23 protein-coding genes and 1 pseudogene are annotated in these 21,128 nt (G+C 69.0%); 16 read left to right on the forward strand and 8 right to left on the reverse strand.

Features of this window, described 5'->3' with window-relative positions; all coding sequences use genetic code 11:
- The 3 genes and pseudogenes from NX1_RS29255 to def form a co-directional block, all read right to left on the reverse strand.
- Positions 1 to 441, reverse strand: a pseudogene (locus NX1_RS29255) (hypothetical protein); the annotation flags it as partial.
- Positions 438 to 1,361, reverse strand: a complete 924-nt coding sequence (fmt, locus tag NX1_RS29260; protein ID WP_068066390.1) for a methionyl-tRNA formyltransferase — start codon at positions 1,359 to 1,361, stop codon at positions 438 to 440. The gene fmt and the pseudogene NX1_RS29255, both read right to left, overlap by 4 nt.
- Positions 1,361 to 1,918: a peptide deformylase gene (gene def / locus NX1_RS29265; RefSeq protein ID WP_068066393.1), complete on the reverse strand. Its 558-nt coding sequence runs from the start codon at positions 1,916 to 1,918 to the stop codon at positions 1,361 to 1,363. The genes fmt and def overlap by 1 nt, the downstream gene beginning before the upstream one ends.
- Before the next feature lie 649 nt (positions 1,919 to 2,567).
- Between def and NX1_RS29270 the strand changes: the two genes are divergently transcribed.
- The 3 genes from NX1_RS29270 to NX1_RS36615 all read left to right on the forward strand — a co-directional run bounded on the left by NX1_RS29270 (position 2,568) and on the right by NX1_RS36615 (position 4,402).
- On the forward strand, positions 2,568 to 2,843 hold the full coding sequence (locus tag NX1_RS29270) for a hypothetical protein (protein WP_157120180.1): 276 nt from the start codon (positions 2,568 to 2,570) through the stop codon (positions 2,841 to 2,843).
- A gap of 395 nt (positions 2,844 to 3,238) precedes the next feature.
- Positions 3,239 to 4,186: an alpha/beta hydrolase family protein gene (locus tag NX1_RS29275; RefSeq protein ID WP_068066513.1), complete on the forward strand. Its 948-nt coding sequence runs from the start codon at positions 3,239 to 3,241 to the stop codon at positions 4,184 to 4,186.
- A 21-nt stretch (positions 4,187 to 4,207) separates the two neighbouring features.
- Positions 4,208 to 4,402, forward strand: a complete 195-nt coding sequence (locus tag NX1_RS36615) for a hypothetical protein (protein WP_157120182.1) — start codon at positions 4,208 to 4,210, stop codon at positions 4,400 to 4,402.
- Here the strand turns inward: NX1_RS36615 and NX1_RS29280 are convergent.
- Together NX1_RS29280 and NX1_RS29285 are read right to left on the reverse strand one after the other, a co-directional pair.
- Positions 4,395 to 5,258, reverse strand: coding sequence for a PaaX family transcriptional regulator C-terminal domain-containing protein (locus tag NX1_RS29280; RefSeq protein WP_068066399.1), 864 nt, complete (start codon positions 5,256 to 5,258; stop codon positions 4,395 to 4,397). The two genes, NX1_RS36615 and NX1_RS29280, sit on opposite strands and share 8 nt — an antisense overlap.
- A 71-nt stretch (positions 5,259 to 5,329) precedes the next feature.
- Entirely contained in the window at positions 5,330 to 6,556 is a 1,227-nt protein-coding gene (locus NX1_RS29285; RefSeq protein WP_068066402.1) for a saccharopine dehydrogenase family protein, read from the reverse strand.
- An 86-nt stretch (positions 6,557 to 6,642) separates the two neighbouring features.
- Here NX1_RS29285 and NX1_RS29290 point away from each other — a divergent pair, with 86 nt between their 5' ends.
- The 8 genes from NX1_RS29290 to NX1_RS29325 all read left to right on the forward strand — a co-directional run bounded on the left by NX1_RS29290 (position 6,643) and on the right by NX1_RS29325 (position 13,743).
- Positions 6,643 to 7,014, forward strand: coding sequence for a hypothetical protein (locus NX1_RS29290; RefSeq protein ID WP_068066405.1), 372 nt, complete (start codon positions 6,643 to 6,645; stop codon positions 7,012 to 7,014).
- A 216-nt stretch (positions 7,015 to 7,230) separates the two neighbouring features.
- On the forward strand, positions 7,231 to 8,283 hold the full coding sequence (locus NX1_RS29295) for a beta-keto acid cleavage family enzyme (RefSeq protein WP_068066409.1): 1,053 nt from the start codon (positions 7,231 to 7,233) through the stop codon (positions 8,281 to 8,283).
- A gap of 131 nt (positions 8,284 to 8,414) precedes the next feature.
- The gene (locus tag NX1_RS29300) at positions 8,415 to 9,755 is read left to right on the forward strand and encodes an MFS transporter (protein ID WP_068066413.1); all 1,341 of its coding nucleotides are present in this window, start codon (positions 8,415 to 8,417) and stop codon (positions 9,753 to 9,755) included.
- A 24-nt stretch (positions 9,756 to 9,779) separates the two neighbouring features.
- Complete coding sequence (locus tag NX1_RS29305) at positions 9,780 to 10,370, forward strand: RBBP9/YdeN family alpha/beta hydrolase (protein ID WP_068066416.1); 591 nt, start codon at positions 9,780 to 9,782, stop codon at positions 10,368 to 10,370.
- On the forward strand, positions 10,367 to 11,119 hold the full coding sequence (locus tag NX1_RS29310; RefSeq protein ID WP_068066419.1) for a CoA transferase subunit A: 753 nt from the start codon (positions 10,367 to 10,369) through the stop codon (positions 11,117 to 11,119). The genes NX1_RS29305 and NX1_RS29310 overlap by 4 nt, the downstream gene beginning before the upstream one ends.
- Position 11,120: 1 nt before the next feature.
- The gene (locus tag NX1_RS29315) at positions 11,121 to 11,780 is read left to right on the forward strand and encodes a 3-oxoacid CoA-transferase subunit B (protein WP_068066422.1); all 660 of its coding nucleotides are present in this window, start codon (positions 11,121 to 11,123) and stop codon (positions 11,778 to 11,780) included.
- Positions 11,781 to 11,815: 35 nt separating this feature from the next.
- Entirely contained in the window at positions 11,816 to 12,574 is a 759-nt protein-coding gene (locus NX1_RS29320) for a DUF8020 domain-containing protein (RefSeq protein WP_157120184.1), read from the forward strand.
- Between the two features lie 104 nt (positions 12,575 to 12,678).
- Positions 12,679 to 13,743, forward strand: coding sequence for a putative sulfate exporter family transporter (locus NX1_RS29325; protein ID WP_084501839.1), 1,065 nt, complete (start codon positions 12,679 to 12,681; stop codon positions 13,741 to 13,743).
- Between the two features lie 43 nt (positions 13,744 to 13,786).
- On the opposite strand, the gene NX1_RS29330 is transcribed toward NX1_RS29325, so the two are convergent.
- Both NX1_RS29330 and NX1_RS29335 read right to left on the reverse strand, forming a co-directional pair.
- A complete protein-coding gene (locus tag NX1_RS29330; RefSeq protein ID WP_068066428.1) occupies positions 13,787 to 14,227 on the reverse strand; it encodes a ricin-type beta-trefoil lectin domain protein in 441 nt (146 codons plus the stop codon).
- 169 nt (positions 14,228 to 14,396) lie between these two features.
- Entirely contained in the window at positions 14,397 to 15,386 is a 990-nt protein-coding gene (locus NX1_RS29335) for a helix-turn-helix transcriptional regulator (protein WP_068066431.1), read from the reverse strand.
- Positions 15,387 to 15,486: 100 nt separating this feature from the next.
- Between NX1_RS29335 and NX1_RS29340 the strand changes: the two genes are divergently transcribed.
- The 3 genes from NX1_RS29340 to NX1_RS29350 all read left to right on the forward strand — a co-directional run bounded on the left by NX1_RS29340 (position 15,487) and on the right by NX1_RS29350 (position 18,592).
- Positions 15,487 to 15,912 carry a VOC family protein gene (locus NX1_RS29340; protein ID WP_068066434.1) on the forward strand — a complete coding sequence of 142 codons (426 nt, stop codon included), beginning with the start codon at positions 15,487 to 15,489 and terminating at the stop codon, positions 15,910 to 15,912.
- A 134-nt stretch (positions 15,913 to 16,046) separates the two neighbouring features.
- The gene (locus NX1_RS29345) at positions 16,047 to 17,075 is read left to right on the forward strand and encodes a DUF8832 domain-containing protein (RefSeq protein WP_068066437.1); all 1,029 of its coding nucleotides are present in this window, start codon (positions 16,047 to 16,049) and stop codon (positions 17,073 to 17,075) included.
- Positions 17,076 to 17,221: 146 nt separating this feature from the next.
- A complete protein-coding gene (locus NX1_RS29350) occupies positions 17,222 to 18,592 on the forward strand; it encodes an MFS transporter (RefSeq protein WP_068066519.1) in 1,371 nt (456 codons plus the stop codon).
- 67 nt (positions 18,593 to 18,659) lie between these two features.
- Here NX1_RS29350 and NX1_RS29355 read toward each other — a convergent pair whose 3' ends face one another.
- Complete coding sequence (locus NX1_RS29355; protein WP_068066440.1) at positions 18,660 to 19,079, reverse strand: DUF6223 family protein; 420 nt, start codon at positions 19,077 to 19,079, stop codon at positions 18,660 to 18,662.
- A 216-nt stretch (positions 19,080 to 19,295) separates the two neighbouring features.
- On the opposite strand from NX1_RS29355, the gene NX1_RS29360 reads away from it, so the two are divergent.
- A complete protein-coding gene (locus NX1_RS29360) occupies positions 19,296 to 20,402 on the forward strand; it encodes a sensor histidine kinase (protein ID WP_068066443.1) in 1,107 nt (368 codons plus the stop codon).
- Positions 20,399 to 21,061: a response regulator gene (locus NX1_RS29365; protein ID WP_068066446.1), complete on the forward strand. Its 663-nt coding sequence runs from the start codon at positions 20,399 to 20,401 to the stop codon at positions 21,059 to 21,061. Before NX1_RS29360 ends, NX1_RS29365 begins: the two co-directional genes overlap by 4 nt.
- Positions 21,062 to 21,128: the final 67 nt, after the last annotated feature.

The following is a 21,128-nucleotide window of genomic DNA, read 5'->3' on the forward strand; positions in this document are numbered from 1 at the left end:
CCCGCCGCGCCCCTCGGACCTGCCTGCGGACCTGTCGTCCCACGCTCGCTCGCGGCCCGCACCGCTCTTGCCGGTTTGCGCCGATCGGTCGGCGCGGCCGTAGCCGGTTCGCCCAGCCTCGGAACGCCCCGCGCCGTAACCGGTCTCGCGTCCCGCCCGGCCGCCCGCGGGCTTGCCGCCGCCCGGCTTCTCGGCCCCACGCGTCGATTTCCCCTCGAAACGCCGGTCGTCTCGATTCCGGTAGCTGTCCTTATCGGACCGGAGCGGCTTCCGTGGCGAATCCGACTTCCGTTGCGCGCCACGACTTCCCGCGTACGACTCCGACTCGCGAGCCGGCTTGCCCGACGCGGCGTCGCGGCGGGCCTCCTGCTTGCGGGCCGCGCGTTTGGCCCATCCGCCGTCGACGTCGTCGGACTTGCGGGGGCGATCCGCGGGGCTCATTCGACCACCGCGCCGGGCTGCAGGCGCGCGCCGCGCGCCCAGTCGAGCGCGGCCATCATCCGCTTGCCCTGCGGCTGTACCTGATCCAGGCGCACGGCGGTGGTCGCGGTGCCGACGAAGACGCCGGACTTGCGCACCTCGATGACGCGTTCGGGCAGCGCCTCCTCCACCATCTCGACCGGTCCGAGCTTGAGCCGGGTGCCGTTCACCTCCGTCCACGCACCGGGTGCCGGCGTGACGGCGCGAATGCGCCTGCTGATGGCGAGCGCGGGCAGATCCCAGCGAATGTGGCCGTCCTCCGCGGCCACCTTCGGCGCGTAGGAGACGCCGTCCGTCGGCTGCGGCACGGCGTGCAGGGTGCCGTCCTCGACGCCGTCCAGGGTGGTTTCGAGCAGATGCGCGCCGGTTTCCGCGAGCTTGCCCAGCAGGCTGCCCGCGGTGTCGGTCACCGCGATCTTCTCGGTGATCACGCCGAAGACGGGTCCGGTGTCCAAGCCCGCCTCGATCAGGAAGGTAGACGCGCCGGTGATCTCGTCACCGGCGTCGATGGCCGCCTGCACCGGCGCCGCGCCGCGCCACGCGGGCAGCAGCGAGAAGTGCAGGTTGATCCAGCCGAAGCGCGGAATGTCGAGCACCCGCTGCGGCAGCAGGGCGCCGTAGGCCACCACCGGGCAGCAGTCCGGGGCCAATTCGGTGAGCTGCTCGATGAATTCGGGCTCGCTGGGACGGCGCGGCGTGAGCACCGGGATGCCGTGCTCGTCGGCCAGCGCGCCGATCGGCGACCGCGTCACCTTGCGGCCGCGGCCCGCGACGGCGTCGGGCCGGGTCACCACGGCGACCACGTCGTGGCGCTCGGACTCGATGAGCCTGCGCAGCGAGGGGACGGCGGGTTCGGGGGTGCCCGCGAAGACGACGCGCATCAGCGGCTCCGTCCGAACGGTCCGGCCTGACCCGCACCGCGCGAGTCGCGCACCGTGATGCCCGAGACGAACCAATCGGATTCCCGGATGGTGCGCATCGCCTCCTTACGGGAGGCCGGATCGAGCCGGTCGATGAACAGCACGCCGTCGAGGTGGTCGGTCTCGTGCTGCACGCAGCGCGCCAGCAGTTTCTCCGCGGCGAACTCGACGGGCTTGCCGTGCATGTCGAAGCCGGATGCCCGCACTCGCAGCGCGCGGCGCGTGTCGTACCGCAGGCCGGGAATGGACAGGCAGCCCTCCGGTCCGACCTGCTCCTCCTCGCCGACCACCGTGTAGGTCGGATTCACCAGGTGTCCCGCGGCGTCGCCGGTGTCGTAGACGAACACCCGCAGCCCGACGCCGATCTGCGGCGCGGCCATCCCGACGCCGCCGTCGTCCGCCATGGTGTCGGTCAGGTCGGCGACCAGCTGGCGCAGCTCACGATCGAATTCGGTGACCTCCGCCGCACGGGCGCGCAGAATCGGATCGCCGAACAGGCGAACGGGCTGAATGGTCACGGCGGCTCCCGGAGGCGGACGAACACGGTCGTCTCATTCTAGAGAGCGACGGCGATCACCCGAATCTCCCCAACGCGAGCCCTTGACCTGGTAGAACTCGATTGCGGACCGGGCGGGGTGTCAAGGCCCCCGCCCGGCCGTCGGAAAAGCTCCGATCCGCGACCCGGTCTCGCGGCAGATCCGCTGCTCACCTGCCGTTTCGCGACGCGTCGTTGCTTTTCGCGAGATAGCGGTTTGCTGGTGACGACGTCGACATCGCAGGTCAGCGACGTCTCGGTCGCCCTTTCCGGTGACGCCGTCACCACTGACTGGTGACGGCGTCACCACCCGGCATCGCACTCGAGTGCGGATACGAATGGCACGAGCTACCTGTCGTTCGCATGTAGGGGTGTCGCCGAGGCGGCGAACTCACCAGGAAGGACGAACGTGATGGGCGTGGTCCAACTGCCGGAAGCGACGGGCTGACGAGATCTCCTGTGGCTCAGTCCGGTATGTGCAGGAGGGCGGGCCCGGCGGCAGCGGCGGTAGGAGCTATCGCGGTGGAGTTCTGGAGCGACATGGAGCCCTGACAAGACAGTAAAACAACGGTGTTTCTCATTAACGGGGTCCCGGATAGTGTCGGTCGACACATCTACCGGAGGTCATACTTATGAGCCGAATGCTCACCAAAGCCCTTGCCGCAGTCGCCCTCTCCGCTGGTCTCAGCGGGTTGGGTCTGTGCCCCGCACAGGCCGCCTTGGCCACCGCCGAGCCCGCCGCCGCGGACACCCAGACCGGATCGGCATCGGGATCGGCCCTGCTGGCCTGGCCGATCGGCTTCCTGGGCTTCGCCGCCTGCTTCGCCGATGGCGACAGCCAGACGCACAATCCCCTCTGCCAGACGTTCCTTGCCCTCTACTCCGGCAGCACCGGCTCTCCCACCTGATCAGCTCTCAGCGCTTCGCGCTACTCGGGCGAGCGAGCGCCGAGCAACTGCCCCGCCTGACCGCACGGCCCCGGACGCACCGCTCGCCGGGCGCGGCGGGCGCACCGGCCGTCACCTCTGATTGGGAAATCGAAAGCTGAGGCGTCCCGGCAGAAGCTCGGTCGTGGGCATCGGCGCGCCACAGTGCCCTTGTGCGAGCTCATCACTCTTGCCATGAATGCATCTCTGATGAAACTATCGAATACGATACGATCGTTTTTATGGCAACAAACTACGCCGGTCCGCCAAGTGGCGACAACCTCCCTTCCGCCCACCACCCGCGGCGGTGGGCCAGGCGGGCGCTCGTCGCCGTGGGCTGCGTGGTCGCGCTGGTCGCGGCAACGGGTGGCTGGGTCATGGTCGCCAACGACTTCGCGATCCGGAAGGAACGGTTGACCATCCCCGGCTCGGCGCAACCGCTGCAGGCGACTCTCGCGTTGCCGAAGGAAGGAAAGGGACCGTTCGGCCTGGTCGTCTTCGTGCACGGCGACGGTGCGGCGAACGCGACCCGGGACGGCTTCTACGAACCGATCTGGGAGTCGTTCGCGAAGGCGGGATATGCGTCGCTGTCGTGGGACAAGCCGGGAACCAGTGGGGCTCAGGGGAATTGGCTGGATCAGAGCATGCACGATCGGGCCGCCGAGGCGGAGGCGGCGATCGACTGGGCGCGACAGCGCGCCGACATCGATCCGCGACGGATCGGCATGTGGGGTATCAGCCAGGCGGGGTGGGTGGTACCGGAGGTCGCCGCGCACCGGCCGGAGCTACAGTTCGTGATTCTCGTCGGCGCGGCGGTGAACTGGCTGCGGCAAGGAGAGTACAACCTGCTCGCCGAGTTGCGGCACCGCGATGCCTCCGAATCGGAGATCACCGCGGCGCTGAACCGGCGCAACGCCAGACTGCGATCTCTGCGCGACAACGCGACCTACGAGCAGTACCTCGCCGCCCACGACGATTCGGATCCCATGTCCGCCGACCGGTGGAATTTCGTGCTGAAGAACTACCGATCCGATGTCACGGAGTTCCTGCCACAGATCACCGTGCCGGTTCTCCTCGTTCTGGGCGACGACGATCTGAACGTCGACGTCGACGAGACCGAGCAGGTCTACCGCCGCGTCCTGCCGCCACCGCGGTTGACGGTGCGGCGATACCCGAACGCCTCGCACAACATCGTGCGGGCGGGTCTCGACAACGATCAGAGCTGGCGGTCGATGGTCGTCGCGGTCTTCGCTCCTCGTTCGCTGTACGCACCCGGGTATCTGGACGATCTGCGGACGTACGTCGCACAACAGCCGGTGCGCTGAACGTGCGACAGGATCGATCCGATGACGCGATGCCCTCGGGTGCGCCGACCGAACAGCCTACGGCCCGCGGCGATTGGCCTGCTGCGACGCCGCGAGCGCGGTCGCATCGAATCGCTCGCGCCCCAGCAGGCGATCCTTCCGTTGCGCGGCAAGACCATCAATGTCGAGAAGGCGCGCATCGACCAGGTCTCCGGCTCCGTGCCCGCGGTCAGATGATCTCCTCGATCGCTTGGGAGTACCAGCGGAACAAGCGAATCGGCTGTTCGTGTTCGGTTCTCGACAGTTCCGACCAGCAGGCGGCAACGGCCGCGCGGGCGGCAGCGCCGACCCACGGCTGTGGGAGCAGTTGCGGTGGCAGTAGCGGGTCGGATTCCACCGCCCGGGTGAACTCGGCGGCCAGGGAGATGGAGAGAGTGAGGCGTTCGGTTCGTGACGCGGTGCGTAGCGCCGGAAGTACTTCCTCGGCCACGGCCAGCAGACGCCGGTGACCTTCGGCTACGCGATCGATCGGCCAGAGTCGCTCGGCCAGTTCCCGTGCACCGGTCACGGCACCGATCGAGAGGTCGGTCGTGGTGAGAGTCGTGACATGGTCGGTCACGCCGAGATCCGCCGCGGCTGCGCGTATCCGGTCTTCCCAGGCATTGGCGCTGACATAAAGGCCCCCTTGAATCGGGGCGCCGCCCAGTCGGAGGATGGCGTCCCGCATCGCGTCGCGGGCCTGCCGAGCCGATTCGGGCACCGCGAACGCCACGAGATGCCAGCAACCGTCGAAGGGGGCCAGGCCGCGATCCTGCTCGTACATGTAGCGCACGAAGTCCAGATCCGGTTCGAGCGCGCTTGTCGTCGTCGCCCGGGTGGCGCGCAGGATCGCCTTTCGGCCTCGCCCTTCTTGCGTGAAACGGCCCTCTGCGACAAGGCGTTTGATGCACAGCCGGACTTGCTGGTCACCCATGCCGAGTGCATTGGCGACGTCGTAGAGTTCGCCGGCGTCGATGGTCGCGTCCACACGGATCATGCTCTCGACGACGGTGCGGGTGGAGACATCGGAGTCCAGGTCGTGGCGGATTTCCAAACGTTCACCTCACGAGTCGGCCATGGGGCAGTGCGATCGACCATCCTACGTTCGGTTGGTCGCCGATAGAATCAGGCTGGCGATTCCTGCTCGACCAGATACAGCGGAGTGCCGTCGTCGCTGCCGAGTACCGCGCCGAGGTCGGCGAAGAACCGTCCGGGCTCGATGACGGCCTCGGGAGGGTGCACGCCGGGGCGGGACGCCGTGCCGTCGATCACCTGCGCCATGCCCAATGCCAGCGGTATCCCGGTGATACGGGCCATGTCGCGGAGCGCACTCCGCACCGGCTCCGATTTCGGACCGGCCAGATTCAGGTGCGCGAGCACCACGCGCGGATCGCCCTGCTTGTCGCCGGTGGCCACGGCGAAGAACGGCGGTAGCGTGCCGGGTCCGCGCGAGCGCAGCGCCGAGGGTATCGAGCGCAGGATCCGCCGCAGCCCGGGTCGGGCGAACGCCGTCGCGGCCTGCTGCTCGGTCAGCTTGTCGGCGTCGAGATCACGGCGCAACGTATCGAGATAGGCCACCGTCCCCGGCTTGACGACCATCAGATTCAGCGCGTCGCCGCTCGGTTTCAGGGTGCGCTGCAACGTGATCGGCTCCGGATGACCGATCGAGTAGGCGGTGCCGCGCCGTCCGCCGGGCAGCGACAGCGCGATCGGGCTCAACGGACGCTGCTCGGCGAGCCGGCCGGCCCGTACTGCGGTGATGGTGCCGCTGGCCTGTTGCATCCAATGGATCGCCGCGGCGGTCGGGCGATCGCCGGGGCCGAGCAACTGGGCTTGCTCCTTGGTATCGCCGTCGTCGCCGACATCCACCGGCCACGCCGTGTATACATCTCGGATCGAGTCGAGTTCCGCGGCGGCGACAGCGGCGAGCAGGTTGCTGATCCCGGGGCTCGCGCCCATACCGATCACCGCGCAGACGCCGTGCGCCCGTGCCATTTCGTCGAGGTCGAGCATCCGCAGGGTCGGTTCCCAGTCGTCGCAGATATCGAGGTAGTGGGTCTGCGTCTCGATCGCAGTGCGCAGCACGGCCACACCGAAGCGGTAATACGGCCCAACGATGTTGAGCACCAGATCCGCGGGTTCGAGCGCCGCACGTAGCCGGGCCTTGTCGGTGATATCGACCTCGAGCGCTCGAATCGGGACGCGAGCCGCGGCGAAGCGGCGCGCCACCGCGTCGGCCGCGCCGAGATCGCGATCGGCGACGACGATCTCCTCCACTCCGGACACATCGAGTGCAGTGCGGACGGCGACGGCACCCATGGCGCCCGCACCGCCCAAAGCCAAGACCTTCATCGATTCTCCTCGTTCCGATTTCTATCGAATCGCATACGTTCGTTGTATATATGATAGATGACGTCGACCTCTGAACGGAGAAGCCCATGGCGACAACAGCCGACAACCGGACGAACACCCGATTCCGCGCACTCCTCACAGCCGGACTGGCCATCGCTGCGATCACCCTCGGAACCACCGCCGCCCCCGCCTCGGCCCGGCCCGCCTTCACCATCAAAGGCGCCAGAGATCGCACGATCACCGCCCGCGCTACGGGGCTGGACCACCCATCGGTGTGCACTCTGAAGGACATCTCCACGGGGAGGTCGGTATCCGAGCCGGTCCGAGCCGACGGCACCGTCGAACTCGTCCTGACACAGGTCCGCCGCGGGCCGCACGCCGTCACCCTCCGCTGCGCACGCCACGACGGCAGCACACTCGTGCTGGCGGACCATTGGGCCGCGCCGGTCGCCGGATGATCCGACGCCGTAGCGCCCCGGCGGCGCCGGTCGGTGGGCTACCACCTTGGGCGCGCCTGGACGGACCGCTCATGTCCCGAAGTGAATGGGTTTCCGTCCCGTCAGGATAAGCAATCGAGAGTGATCCGGCTTACTGTGGGTTCCATCACAGCGACGGTGAACCGCGGTGAAACAACTCGCCCCCAACATCGTTCAATTTCTGATCGGAGCACTTTCATGCATTTCCACGATGATTCGCTGTTCCCGGAGAACCAGGAGAAGCTGGTCATCACGGCGGCCCCGTACGGTCCGGAGTGGGAGCTCGACGACTTCCGGGAGGACCTGCCGCTGACCATGGACGAACACGTCCAGGCCGCGGTGGACTGCTACAACGCGGGCGCCACTGTGCTGCACATCCACGTACGCGAACTCGACGGCAAGGGCTCCAAGCGGCTGTCGAAGTTCAACGAACTGCTCGGCCGCCTGCGCGAGGCGGTGCCCGATATGATCCTGCAGGTCGGCGGCTCCATCTCCTTCGCGCCCGAAGGCGAAGGGGCGGACGCGAAATGGCTGTCCGACGACACCCGGCACATGCTCGCCGAACTCGATCCGAAACCGGACCAGGTCACGATCGCCATCAACACCAATCAGATGAACATCGTCGAGCTGATGACCGACGACGACATCGCAGGCACCTCGTTCACCCGACCCGAGGTGTACGAGGCATACCGGGAGATGGTCGTTCCGGCCGGACCCGCGTGGGTGGAAGAGCATCTGAAGCGGTTGCAGGCGGCCGGCATTCAGCCGCACTTCCAGCTGGCGAACATCGCCCAGCTGGAGACGGTGGAGCGGCTGATCCGTCGCGGCGTCTACACCGGCCCGCTCATGGTCACCTGGGTCGGCATCGGCGGCGGCTTCGACGGCCCCAATCCCTACAACATGATGGAGTTCATCCGCCGCGTCCCCGACGGCGCCGTGTTGACCCTCGAGACGCTCATGCGGAGCTGTCTGCCGATCAACACCATGGCCATCGCCATGGGCTTGCACGCCCGCTGCGGCAACGAGGACACCCTGTGGGGCCGCGTCGGACACAAGATGACCTCGGTTCAGCAGGTGGAGCAGCTGGTTCGCATCGCGGGTGAGCTGGGACGCGAGGTCGCGACGGGCAAGGAGGCCCGTGAGATCTACCGGCTCGACGAGCGCTACGCCGATGCCGACGAGACGCTGGCCAAGATCGGTTTCGCGCCCAACCGCAAGCCCGGCCAGGTCGGATTCACCCACCACGCCTGAGTCTCCGGCATCGGGCGGGGACTGCGCTCCCCGCCCGGATCCGGCGCACGCCGCAACCGGCCCCACCCATATTTTTCTCAGCTCCGGTGCGTCGCACACCGTCTCGGTGCACCGGATTCGTAGGAGCACCAATGGAGTTGCACACTACCGCCGCCGGGGCGGACGACCATGTGGTCGCCGCCCCGGTCACGGCGGCCGCTAGCGCACCCCGACCTCGGCGACGCTATCCGTGGCTGGTCTTCGCGCTGGCGTTCGGCCTGCTGCTGGCGGACTACATGTCCCGGCAAGTCCTCAGCGCGGTCTTCCCATTCCTGAAATCCGAATGGGCGCTGTCGGATTCGCAGCTGGCGTCGCTGACCAGCGTCGTCGCGCTCATGGTCGGGATACTCACGCTGCCGCTGTCGGTGCTGGCCGATCGTTGGGGACGGGTACGCAGCCTGGTGCTGATGGCCGTGCTCTGGAGTGCCGCGACACTGCTGTGCGCGCTCGCCGCCGGCTACCACCAGATGCTGGCCGCCCGCTTCTTGGTCGGCGTCGGCGAGGCCGCCTACGGCAGCGTCGGCATCGCCGTGGTGGTCGGCGTGTTCGCCCCACGCGTGCACGCCGCGCTCAGTGGCGCGTTCATGGCCGGCGGGTCGTTCGGATCGGTGCTGGGGGTCGGACTCGGCGGCGTCATCGCCGTACACCTCGGATGGCGCTGGTCCTTTGCCACCATGGCGATCTTCGGCCTGCTCCTGGCGCTGCTGTTCCGCGCCGTCGTGAGCGAGGCGAAACTCGCACGACACGCCACCGCCGCCGACGCGTGGCATACGCAGCGCGGCAAAGATTTTCGCGCTCCCGTGTCGACGTTGTTCACCAACCCCGCTGTGCTGTGCGCATACGTCGGCAGCGCGCTCCAGATCTTCACGGCCGCGGTGCTGCTGTCGTGGATGCCGAGCTACTTCAACCGCGAGTACGACCTGGCCCCGGACAGGGCGGGCGCGGTCGCCTCGGTGTTCGTGCTGCTCATCGGCGCCGGGATGGTGTGCTGCGGCATGATCACCGACCGGGTCGGCCAGGCGGACATGTCCCGTAAATGGACCGCCGCCATCGTGTTCTGCACCATCTCACTGCTGTGCCTCGCGGTCGGTTTCCGGCTCGGGACCGGCCCGCTGCAACTGCTGCTCGTCGGCGTCGGCGCGTTCTTCTCCGGCGGCTCGTCCGGGCCCGCCGCGGCCATGGTCGCCAATCTGACTCATCCCTCGGTCCGGGCGTCGGCCTTCGGCACCCTCACGCTCGCCAACAGCCTGCTCGGGCTCGCCCTCGGACCGTTCGTCGTCGGCGTCCTCGCCGATCACGTCGGGTTGGCGACCGCGCTGGGACTGGCGCCGCTGGCCTACCTGGTCGCCATCGCCGCCCTGCTGCTCGGCAAGCGTGTCTACCCGGCGGGGCTGCGCAAACTCGGGGCCGTCGAGCCCGCGCCCTCGCTCTGATCTCGAAAGGACTTGTCGCCCACTATGAACGACACTGCCGAACCCACCGTCGTGATCGTGCCGGGACTGCGCGACCACGTGCCCGAACACTGGCAGACCCTGCTCGCCGCACGGCTCGACAACGTCCGGACGGTCCCGCCGCTCGAGCGTGACGGGCTCTCCCGTGCCGCCCGGGTCGCCGCACTCGACGCCGTCCTCACCGATATCGAGGGTCCGGTGGTGTTGGTGGCGCACAGCGCGGGCGTCATGATCACCGTGCACTGGGCGCAGCAGCCAACCCGGCCCGTGCGAGGGGCGCTGCTTGCCACGCCGCCGGACCTCGAAACTCCTCTGCCGCAGGGATATCCGACACCGGAGGAGTTGGCGGCGGGTGACTGGAACCCGATCCCATGGCGGCGGCTGCCGTTCCCGAGCATCGTGGCCGCCTCCAGCACCGATCCGCTCGCCTCGTATCGGCGCGTGGCCGGCATGGCCGAGGCCTGGGGCAGCCGCTTGGCCGACCTCGGCGACGTCGGCCACCTCAACCCGGCCTCCGGCTACGGCTACTGGCCGCGCGCGGAGGAACTGCTGCGCGAGCTGATCGATGCCACCGCCGCCACGGCGGCCGTCCGGTGAGCAAGATCGTCGCCTCGGCCGGGGAGGCGGTCGCCGACATCACCTCCGGATGTCGTTTGGCAGTAGGAGGATTCGGCCTGTGCGGCATCCCCGACACCCTCATCGCGGCGCTGGCCGCGAGTGATGTCACCGACCTCGAAGTCATTTCCAACAACTGCGGCACCGACCAGCACGGCCTCGGAATACTCTTGGCGAGCAGGAGAATTCGCCGTATCACCGCCTCGTACGTCGGCGAGAACAGCGAGTTCGCCCGCCAGTACCTTTCCGGTGAGCTCGAAGTCGAGCTGACCCCGCAGGGCACGCTCGCCGAGAAACTGCGCGCCGGTGGGGCGGGTATCCCGGCGTTCTTCACCCCCGCGGGCGTGGGCACCCCCGTCTCGGAGGGCGGTCTGCCCTGGCGATACGCGCCCGACGGCTCGGTCGCCGTGGCCTCGCCGCCCAAGGAGGTCCGCGCCTTCGGCGGCAGGCGGTACGTGCTCGAGGAAGCGCTGACCGCCGACTTCGCGCTGGTCCACGCCCTCGTCGGCGACACCGACGGCAACCTGGTGTTCGACAAGTCGGCGCGCAACTTCAACCCGCTCGCGGCCACGGCCGGACGAGTCTGCATCGCCCAGGTCGAAAACCTCGTTCCAGCAGGCGAACTCGACCCCGCGCACATCCACGTGCCCGGCATCTTCGTCGACCGCATCGTGCACACCGGACGACAAACCAAACGCATCGAGAAACGCACCATTGCCCAGGAGCGCTGACATGTCCACTGCTACAACGGTTCTCGGCTGGTCGCGCACCGCGATGGCGGCCCGCGCCGCGCGGGAATTGCGGGCCGAGGAATACGTCAACCTCGGCATCGGATTGCCGACGCTGATCCCCAACCACCTGCCCGACGATGTCCGCGTCACCCTCCACTCCGAGAACGGCATCCTCGGCACCGGACCGTACCCGGACGCGGCCGACGTCGACGCCGACCTGATCAACGCGGGCAAGGAAACCGTGACCGTGCTGGCGGGCGCCTCGTTCTTCGACTCCGCGACCAGCTTCGGCATGATCCGCGGCGGCCACATCGACACCGCCGTTCTCGGCGGCATGCAGGTATCGGCCACCGGAGATCTGGCGAACTGGATGGTGCCCGGCCACATGGTCAAGGGCATGGGCGGCGCGATGGACCTGGTACACGGCGCCCGGCGCGTCATCGTCCTCATGGAGCACACCGACAAGACCGGCGCACCCAAGATCGTCCCCCGCTGCACGCTTCCGCTCACCGGCGAACGGGTGGTGCACCGCATCATCACGAATCTCGCTGTCATCGACGTCACCCCCACCGGGTTGGCATTGCGCGAATGCGCGCCTGGCGTCACCGAATTCGACGTCGCCGCGGCTACCGGCGCACCGCTGGCGACCACCTCGCAGTAGTGCCGGATTTCATCAACGAAGATGAGGAAATTGTCATGAAGACGATGAACAAGGCCGTGACGGCGGCACTCGCCGCCGCGGCCATGCTCACCACCACCGCCACCGCCCACGCGGCGCCCGCGGCGGACGATCCCGCGGGCGCGGTGCGGTACGAAGTCGCCCGCTCCGGCGACTCGGCCGTCCTCACCATCACGAACGGCGCGCTGCGTCAGGTCGACCAGCAGCTCGTTCTCCTCGATCGCGACGATCGGCCCGTCGTCGCGATCCCGCTGACCTACCAGATCGACGACACCGCCTACCCGATCGCCACGCGCATCGACGGCGCCACCGCGACCCTGACTCCCTCGAAGGACAATCCCCAACACGTCACCCCGGTGGCCGCGAAAGACATCGTGACCGTCGACCAAGCCGCGACGCAGGTCGCGGAGTCCTTCACTCCACGCGATGCCCAAGCACTCGGCGTTTTCGCCCAACGCGCCGCCATCGGCGCCGCTGTCAGCGCCGTGCTCGGCGCGGTCCTCGGCGCCGGAGTGGGCTGCCTGGTCGGAGCGGCGGCCGGAGCAACCATCAGCAGCCCGCTGATCGCGCTGCTGGTGCCCGTCGTCGGCGCGACCATCGCCGGATGCGTCCTCGGCATGGCCACCGTCGGCGCGGTCGGCTCGATGGCCGGGATCGTGCTGGCGGGCGGACCCATCACCCTGTTCTCCGCCATCCAGTACTTCTCCACCATCCTCGGCCCGTGCCCGCCCGAACTCCCCTACTGCAAAGACCCGGCGCAGCAGCCAGCCAAATAGCTTGCGCCACAGCTACATCCGGCTTCGGCCGGGTGTAGCTGCCCGGTTCGTGGCCACCGCCGCGGACACCGCGACCGCCGCATCGACACCCCGATTGGAGGGCCATGGCTCACCACACGTCCGCGCCACCGCATCCCCACGTCCAGCCCGGCCCATCGGGCGTGCCAGCCGACCGCGGCCGCGCCGTCGGCTGGCTCCGCACGCACTGGGCCGGCATCGCGCTCGCCGCCTTGGCCGTCGTCGCGGTCGAGATGGTGGCGCGGTGGGTCAGCGGAGCGAGCCCGCTGCTGATCGCGATCATTGCCGGAGCCGTCACCGCCAACATCGTTTCCCTGCCGCAGCGCATTCAGCCCGGATTGCAGTTCTGCGCCAAACGACTGCTCCGTGTCGGCGTGGCGCTACTCGGTCTCCAGGTGACCTTCACCGAAATTCTCGGTCTCGGGCCCGCCACCCTCGCCGTCGTCGTCGCGGTCGTGGTCCTGGGAATCGGCCTGACCATGCTGCTCGGCCGCCTACTCGGCGTGAGCTGGACCCAACGGCTGCTGATCGCGTGCGGATTCTCCATCTGCGGCGCCGCCGCGGTGGCCGCCGTCGACGGCGTGGTCGAAGCGAAAGAAGAAGAACTCATCACGGCGCTGGCGCTGGTCGTCGTCTTCGGAACGCTTCTCATCGCGATCCTGCCGCCCGCGGCGCGGGCACTCGGGATGAACGAACACGCAGGCGGCGTCTGGGCGGGCGCCGCGATCCACGAAGTAGCGCAGGTCGTCGCAGCGGGCGGAGCCATCGGCGGCACCGCGCTCACCACCGCCGTCGTGGTCAAACTCGCCCGCGTCGCGCTGCTCGCACCCGTCCTGGCGGCCGTCGGCTGGCATCTGCGCCGCCGCAGCACCCCGCAAGAACCGGGCCGGTCCGTGCCGTTGGTTCCGCTGTTCGTGCTCGGTTTCCTCGCCTGCGCGGGACTCCGCACCACCGGCATGATTCCCGACGTCGTTCTGGACGCGGCGGGCTTCACGCAGACCACCCTGCTCACCGCCGCGATGTTCGCCCTCGGCACCGGAGTGCGGCTCGACACCCTCGCGCGAGTCGGCATCCGCCCCCTCGTACTCGCCACCGCCTCGACCGCCTGCATCACGTCGATCGCTCTCGTCGGCGCCCTGCTCGCGGCGTGAGCACCCGGCCCGAGCGGCAGCCGTTCGGGCCCGAGGCACTCGATCACGGGCGTTGGAAGTGCCACTCCTGGGTATGGCTGCCGGGCGCGTACTGTGTCAGCTCGATCTGCTCGGCGCCGACGCCACACTCCTGACCGGGTACGCCGAGGACCAGACCTCCCGCCGCCCAGACGCCGATGCGATAGCGGTCGGTGTGAGCTTCGGCGGTCGCGATCTGCCAGCCGAGCGGCGTCCCGCTGCACTCGACATGGGCTCCCTCGGTGACCAGACCATCGCCGAGGCCGAGTCTGCTGCCGGTGCGGCCGCTGGCGATGAACCAGATTCCTTCGCCGAATTCCGGCGCGGCCGACAACAGCCAGTGCTGCCAGCCGTTCTCGACGCCCGGCTCACCCACCACCCGAACTTGATCGGCACTGTCGAGCGCAAGCACACAACCGGTGCCGACATTGACGATTCGATACACACCTTCGGTCAATTCAGCCATGTTCGACGTCCTCACGGTCCGCAAACTCCGACGTCCAATGGTTGCACCGAAGTTGCCCGCTCTCGGAGATTTCGATATCGCCGAACTACCCGCCCGATCACCGATGAATCACGTCGCGCATGGTCCTCCGCCTGTCCCCGGCCGGGTCGATGAGCGCCGTCGGCAGTCGTCATCGCGGTACGCCGTTACTAGCGGCATCGGCGTAGCGGCGGGCCAGCAGCGCGCAGGCGTCTCGGAGTTCTCGCGGGCCGATGACGTCGATGTCCGCGTCGAATGCGCCGAGGGCTGCCGCCAGGCTCGGCCAGGACCACGAGCCGAGTATCAGCCGGCAACGGCCGGGCCCGAGCTCCTCGACGATTCCGTCCGAGGCGAAGGGCGCGACCGCCGCGGCGGGGAGGTCGAGGATCACCTCCCCGCGACACGGCCAGTCCCCTGAGCCGTCCGAGCCACGGAACCGGCCGATCACGAAGTGGGCGACATCCCGCCCCGGCAGTTCACGGGGCGAGAAGCGAGGGCCGGTCGGGATGCGCGGCGCGATCCGGTCGGCGCGGAATATTCGCCAGTCGTCGCGGTCGAGATCCCATGCGATGAGGTACCAGTGTCCGCCCCGGGCGACGAGGTGATGCGGTTGCGTCCGGCGCGCCGGACTGCTTGTGCCGGATTCCGTCGCTCGGCTTGTCGCGGCGTAATCGAAGCGCAGCACTTCGCGGGCGTGAATGGCGGCGCTGATCGCCGTGAGCACGTGGGTTTCGACGGGCGGTCCCGGCCTGCTCGTGCCGACGGCGGTGATCCGCAGGGCGTCGACGCGGCGGCGCAGCCGTGCGGGCATGACTTGCCGGACCGTGGTCAGCGCGCGCATCGCCGCTTCCTCGATTCCCGCACCGGAAGCGACGGCGCTCTGGAGCGCGACGGCGAGTGCGACAGCCTGCTCGTCGTCGAACAGCAAAGGCGGCAAGTCGGCACCCGGAGCGAGGCGGTATCCGCCTTCGGGACCTTTGATCGCGGCGATCGGGTATCCGAGTTCACGCAGGCGATCGATGTCGCGGCGCACGGTCCGCGCGCTGATGTCCAGTCGCTCGGCCAGCAACGCGCCCGGCCAGTCCCGGCGCGCCTGGAGTAGCGACAGCAGCGCCAGCAATCGCACTGAGGTTTTCGGCATGACTCCACTATCGCCGGAGAAGCGGACACAACCTGGCCTCTTCCCCTGCGACTGTGATCGGCGGGCCCACCCATCGCATCGACCGAGAGAGGAGACGGCCATGTCCGTCCACGCTGTTACCCACTTGAACTTCCGCGGCGACGCCCGCGCCGCATTGACCTTCTACCAGTCCGTGTTCGGCGGAGACGCCGCGCTCGTCACCTACCAGGACGCAGGCGCCGTGCACGATCCGTCCGCGGCGAACCAGGTCATGTGGGGCCAGGTGAACGCGGACAACGGGTTTCGTGTGATGGCCTACGACGTGCCCGCGCACCTGCCGTACCGGCGCGGCGAGAACTCCTTCTTCGTCTCGGTGCGCGGCGAAGCGGCCGACGAGGTCGCGGGGTACTGGGAGAAGCTGACCGAGGGCGCGACCATAGTGCAGCCGTTGGGTCCCGCCCAATGGGCGCCGCTCTACGGGATGCTGCGGGACCGGTTCGGCGTCATCTGGGTGCTGGACGTCGCGACCCCGTACGAGGCGTCCTGACCAGCGAAGCCCGGTAGGCAGAGGATAGCGGCAGGGCCGCGTGCGAGGTGTGTCACACCAGGGTTGCCAGATACCCCCAGGGGGTATTACCTTTCCGATCACAACGAAGCGACAAGATCGGAAAGGGCCGAGCGATGACCACGCAGACTCACACCAATCACGAGGGCGCGCACGGAGATCACACCGAGCACGCGGCCCACGCCGGACACGGCGGTCACACTGCGGCGCACGGTGATCGCACGCAGCACACCGATCACGCGGCACATGCCGGTCACGCCCAGCCCGCGGCTCGTGCAGCGCATGCGGGACACGGAGACCCGCGCACCGATCACGCGGCGCATGCCGGTCACGCCCAGCACACGGCTAGGGCGGCGCATGCGGGTGACGGCGACCGCGCCGGGCACACCGATCACGCGGCACACGCCGGCCACGGCGACCACGGCGGACTGCCGGGAGGTCTCCAGATCACCCAGGACGGCTACACCTTGGCGCTCGCGGAGCCGATCATCGGCACGGGCGAGGTCGACTTCCGCTTCCGAATTCTCGGCCCCGACGGCGCGCCCGTCACCCGCTACGACGCCATTCACGACCGCGATCTGCACTTGATCGTGGCACGGCGCGAGCTGACCGGGTTCTGGCACGTCCATCCCGAACTCGCCGCAGACGGCACCTGGACCGTGACGCTGAATCTCCCGGAAGCGGGCGCGTACCGCGTCTTCACCGATATCGCCCCGCACGCCCTTGGCAAGACGATCACCCTCGGCGCGGATCTCGCCGTGGCGGGCGCTTACGAACCGCGGTCGGCGCCTGCCGCCGCGCGCACCGCGGTCGTGGACGGTTACGAGGTGACGCTCGACGGCGACCTGGTGCCTGGCACGGGGCAGCTGCTCACGCTGACCGTTCGCAAGGACGGGCAGCCGGTCACCGACCTACAGCCCTACCTGGCCGCCTACGGACACCTCGTGATCCTGCGGGCGGGCGATCTGGCCTATGTCCACGTCCACCCGAACGGCGAGCCCGGTGACGGCGTGACCGCCCCCGGTCCTGACATCACCTTCCACACCGCCGTGCCCGGCCCGGGAACCTACCGGCTGTTCCTGGATTTCCAGCACGGGGACGTCGTCCGCACCGCCGCCTTCACCCTGTCCACCGTCACCCGCTGAGCGCCGAAAGCTGGTGGGCGAGCGCGAGTCCCGCCCCGCTCACCAGTCTTCGGAGAGGAGACCTAGATGTGCGAGTGCTGCTGTCGAAGCTCACGTGATCCACCCCGACTCGTTCCCAGGAAGTGTTTCCCATGCGTTCCACGCCCATGATCACCGCACTGTTCGGCAACCGCGATTACCTGCGGCTGTTCACCGCCCAGGTATCGGCGCTGTTCGGCACCGGACTGACCACCGTCGCGCTCGGACTGCTCGCCTACGAACTCGCCGGGGCCGACGCGGCCGCTGTCCTCGGCACCGCGCTGACGATCAAGATGGTGGTCTACGTGACGGTCGCGCCCCTCGTGGCCGCCTACACCGACCGAGTCCCACGCCGATCGTTCCTGGTCGGGCTCAACGTCATCCGCGCCGGGGTGGCGCTCGCGCTGCCGTTCATCGACCAGATCTGGCAGATCTACCTGCTGATCGCCATGCTGCAAACCGCGTCGGCCGCCTTCACCCCGACCTATCAGGCGGTCATCCCCGACATCCTGCCCGACGAACGCGAATACACCAGGGCGCTGTCGGCGGCACAGCTGGCCGCCACCATGGAAACGTTGCTCAGTCCGATGCTGGCCGCGGCGGCGCTGTCCGTGATCAGCTTCCACTGGCTGTTCGTCGGTACCGCAATCGGATTCGCCGTCTCGGCGGCCCTGGTGATCGCGACACGCATCCCGAGCGCGACCGCCGCCGCCCATGGCTCCCTCCGGGAGCGGATCACGGTGGGCATGCGGATCTTCGCCGCGACGCCACGGCTGCGCGGCCTGCTCGGAATGAATCTGGTGGTCGCCGCCGCCGGATCGGTGATCATGGTCAACACGGTCAACTACGTGCGCGACACGCTCGGCGGCACCCAATCGGGGGTGGCGATGTTGTTGGCGGCCAACGGGTTCGGCACCATGCTCGTCGCCTTGTCGCTGCCCCGCGTTCTCGATCGCGCCGGCGCGCGGCCGGTGATGCTGACGGGTGCGGCCACACTGATCACCGGACTCGGCGCGGCCATCGCCCTGTCGCTGGCGAACGCGGGCGACTGGCGCTGGGGCGCCGCGATCGCGGTGTGGGCCACCGTGGGCGCCGGCACCGCGGCCGTGCTCACCCCGACCGGTCAGGTGCTGCGGCGCTCGTCGCGGCCCGCCGATCGGCCCGCGCTCTTCGCGGCCCAGTTCTCGCTGTCGCACCTGGCCTGGTTGATCACCTACCCGATCGCCGGGTGGCTCACGACCGCCGCCGGCTTCACGACCACCTGGCTGACGCTGGCCGTCCTCGCCGCGGCGGGAATCACCGTGGCGGTGCGGATGTGGCCGCGCCACGACCCGGACGAGCTGACCCACCTGCACGAAGCAGGCACCATCGATCCGGCCCTGCTGACCGATGCCGTGCGCGTGGACGACCGGTTCTACCGGCACACCCACGCCTACGTCATCGACGCCGAACACCGCCGCTGGCCGAACGAGGCGGAGCGCGAGCTCGCCGCCGCCTAACGGTCGCGACTGCGAAATTACCAGGCGGGCACCCGGTTTCGGGTGCCCGCCGGTAGGCTGCCTCGAGTCAGACCGCGCGGCGGGCACGGACCAGACCCGCCCCGCCCAGTACCGCCCCGATCAGGCCCAACACCAGCGCCACGATGCCGCCGCCCAGACCGTTGCCGGTACCGATCCCACCGTCGGCCGTGACCACCACCAGCCCGCCGAGGCCCGCGCCGATCAGCCCCGCCGCCAAGGCCACGCCTGCCCCGCGTCTCCCGTCGTCCGCGCCGAGACGACCCGCCCGACGTGCCAAGACCAAGCCACCGACGACCACGCCGGTCAGCCCCGCCAGCGCGGCCACGAGAGCGCCGAGCCGCCCAGCGCTCAGATCGGCGACACCGGCGGCCAACTGAAACGAGACGTGCGAGTTCGCCGGTGTGGCGAGCGCGAAACCTTCGCGCACGGCGACCGCCGCTGCGGCGGGCAAGGGGTGGAGGGACACGAGGTTCTCCTTCGTCGTTCGGCTGGATGCCGTTCGATCATGTCCGCTCGAGCCGTTTCCGATCATCGTGCGGTGGTGGGCAATTCGCGGTGGGACAGTGGCGGTAGCCGCCTACCGCGTACGCCGTGGCCACCGCGAAACTACTGCGTACGCGGTAGGCCACCGATCATCCGCGCGCCGGACTCGCCCCCACGAATATCCGGCTAGGGTGCACGCATGAGCAGCCGACGGATCGGAGACTGGGCGATCGCCGTCGGAGTCGCGGCGATCCTGTTGATCACCGGGCTGTCCAAGCAGCACTCCCCCACGAATCTCGACCCGTTGGGCTACACGTTGTTGACGATCGGCGGACTGGCGCTGGCTGCGCGCCGTTGGGCTCCGATCGCCGTGCTCGTCGCGACCGGCGTGTGCGCGCTGGGTTACCAAGCCGCCGGTTTCGACGTGCCCGCCGTCGCGTTCCTGTTCGCGGTGTACGCCGCCGTGCGGGCGGGGCACCGCACGATCACGGTGGCGGCGTCGGTGACCCTGCTGGCCGCTCTCCCGCTCGCCGCGCTCGCCTCGCTGCACGACATGGGCGCGGCGTTCGCGCGCGCCCGAGACGCACTCGAGATCGCCTGGTTGATCGCGGCCGGCGCCGCGGGCGAAGCGCTGCGGCAAGCCGAGCGGCGAGCGGACGAGGCCGAGCGCACCAGGGAGGAGACCGCGCGGCGCCGCGCCGACGAGGAGCGGCTGCACATCGCCCGAGAGCTGCACGATTCGCTCACCCACCAGATCTCCGTCATCAAGGTCCAATCCGAGGCCGCCGTCCACGTGGCTCGCAAGCGTGGCGAAGAGGTGCCCGAAGCGCTGCTGGCGATCCGGGACGCAGGCCGGGAAGCGGCCAGGGAACTGCGAGCGACGCTCGAAGCGCTGCGGGACGACAGCAAGAGCCCGCCGCACGGGCTCGATCACGTTCCGGCCCTGGTGGAACGGGCTCGTACGACCGGACTGGACGCGACGCTGACGATAGAAGGGCAACGCCAGCACCTACCGGCCGCGGTGGATCGCACCGTCTACCGGATCGTTCAGGAGTCGCTGACCAACATCTCCCGGCACGCCGCCGCCTCGAACGCGTCGGTCCGAATCGATTACCGGCCCGACGCTTTGGTCGTGCGGGTAGACGACGACGGCAAAGCCACATCGACCATGGCACCGCCGCCCGGCGTAGGACTGCTCGGGATGCACGAACGAGTCACCGCACTCGGCGGACGCCTGCGGGCGGCTCCCCGCGACGAGGGCGGCTTCTCGGTACGCGCCGAACTTCCCGTGCAGCGGACGCCGTGATCCGCGTCCTGCTGGTCGACGACCAGCCGCTCATCCGCAGCGGATTCCGCGCGCTGCTCGACCTCGAGGACGACATCGAGGTGGTGGCCGAGGCCGCCGACGGCGCCGAGGGCTTGGCGCTGGCCAGGGAGCGCCTTCCCGATATCGCGCTCGTCGACATCCAGATGCCGGTCCTCGACGGCATCGAGACGACCCGGCGCATCGCCGCGGACCCGAGCCTCGCGGGCGTCCACGTCGTCATCCTGACCAATTACGGCTTGGACGAGTACGTCTTTCACGCGTTGCGCGCCGGAGCGGCCGGATTCCTGGTCAAGGACGTTCAGCCGGAAGACTTCCTGCACTCCGTCCGCGTCGCGGCGCGCGGCGACGCGCTGCTCGCACCGTCGATCACTCGCAGGCTGATCGACCGGTACGTCACCCAGCCGTTCGCCACCGCCGTGGGTAAGTCGCTCGAAGAACTGACCAACCGCGAACGCGAGGCCGTAGCGCTGGTCGCACAGGGCTTGTCCAACGACGAGATAGCCGACCGCATGGTGATCAGCCCGCTCACCGCGAAGACCCACGTCAATCGAGCGATGACCAAGCTGCACGCCCGCGACCGCGCTCAACTCGTCGTTCTCGCCTACGAATCCGGCCTGGTGGTCCCGGGCGGCTCCTGAAAATCGACGAGCCACACGATTCTGGCCGGACTCCGGTGGCTTTCCCACGCGTCAGCCGAAGAGGCGA

Origin of the sequence: Nocardia xishanensis NBRC 101358, assembly GCF_001613365.1 — a bacterium.
In the GTDB taxonomy this organism is placed as follows: domain Bacteria; phylum Actinomycetota; class Actinomycetes; order Mycobacteriales; family Mycobacteriaceae; genus Nocardia; species Nocardia xishanensis.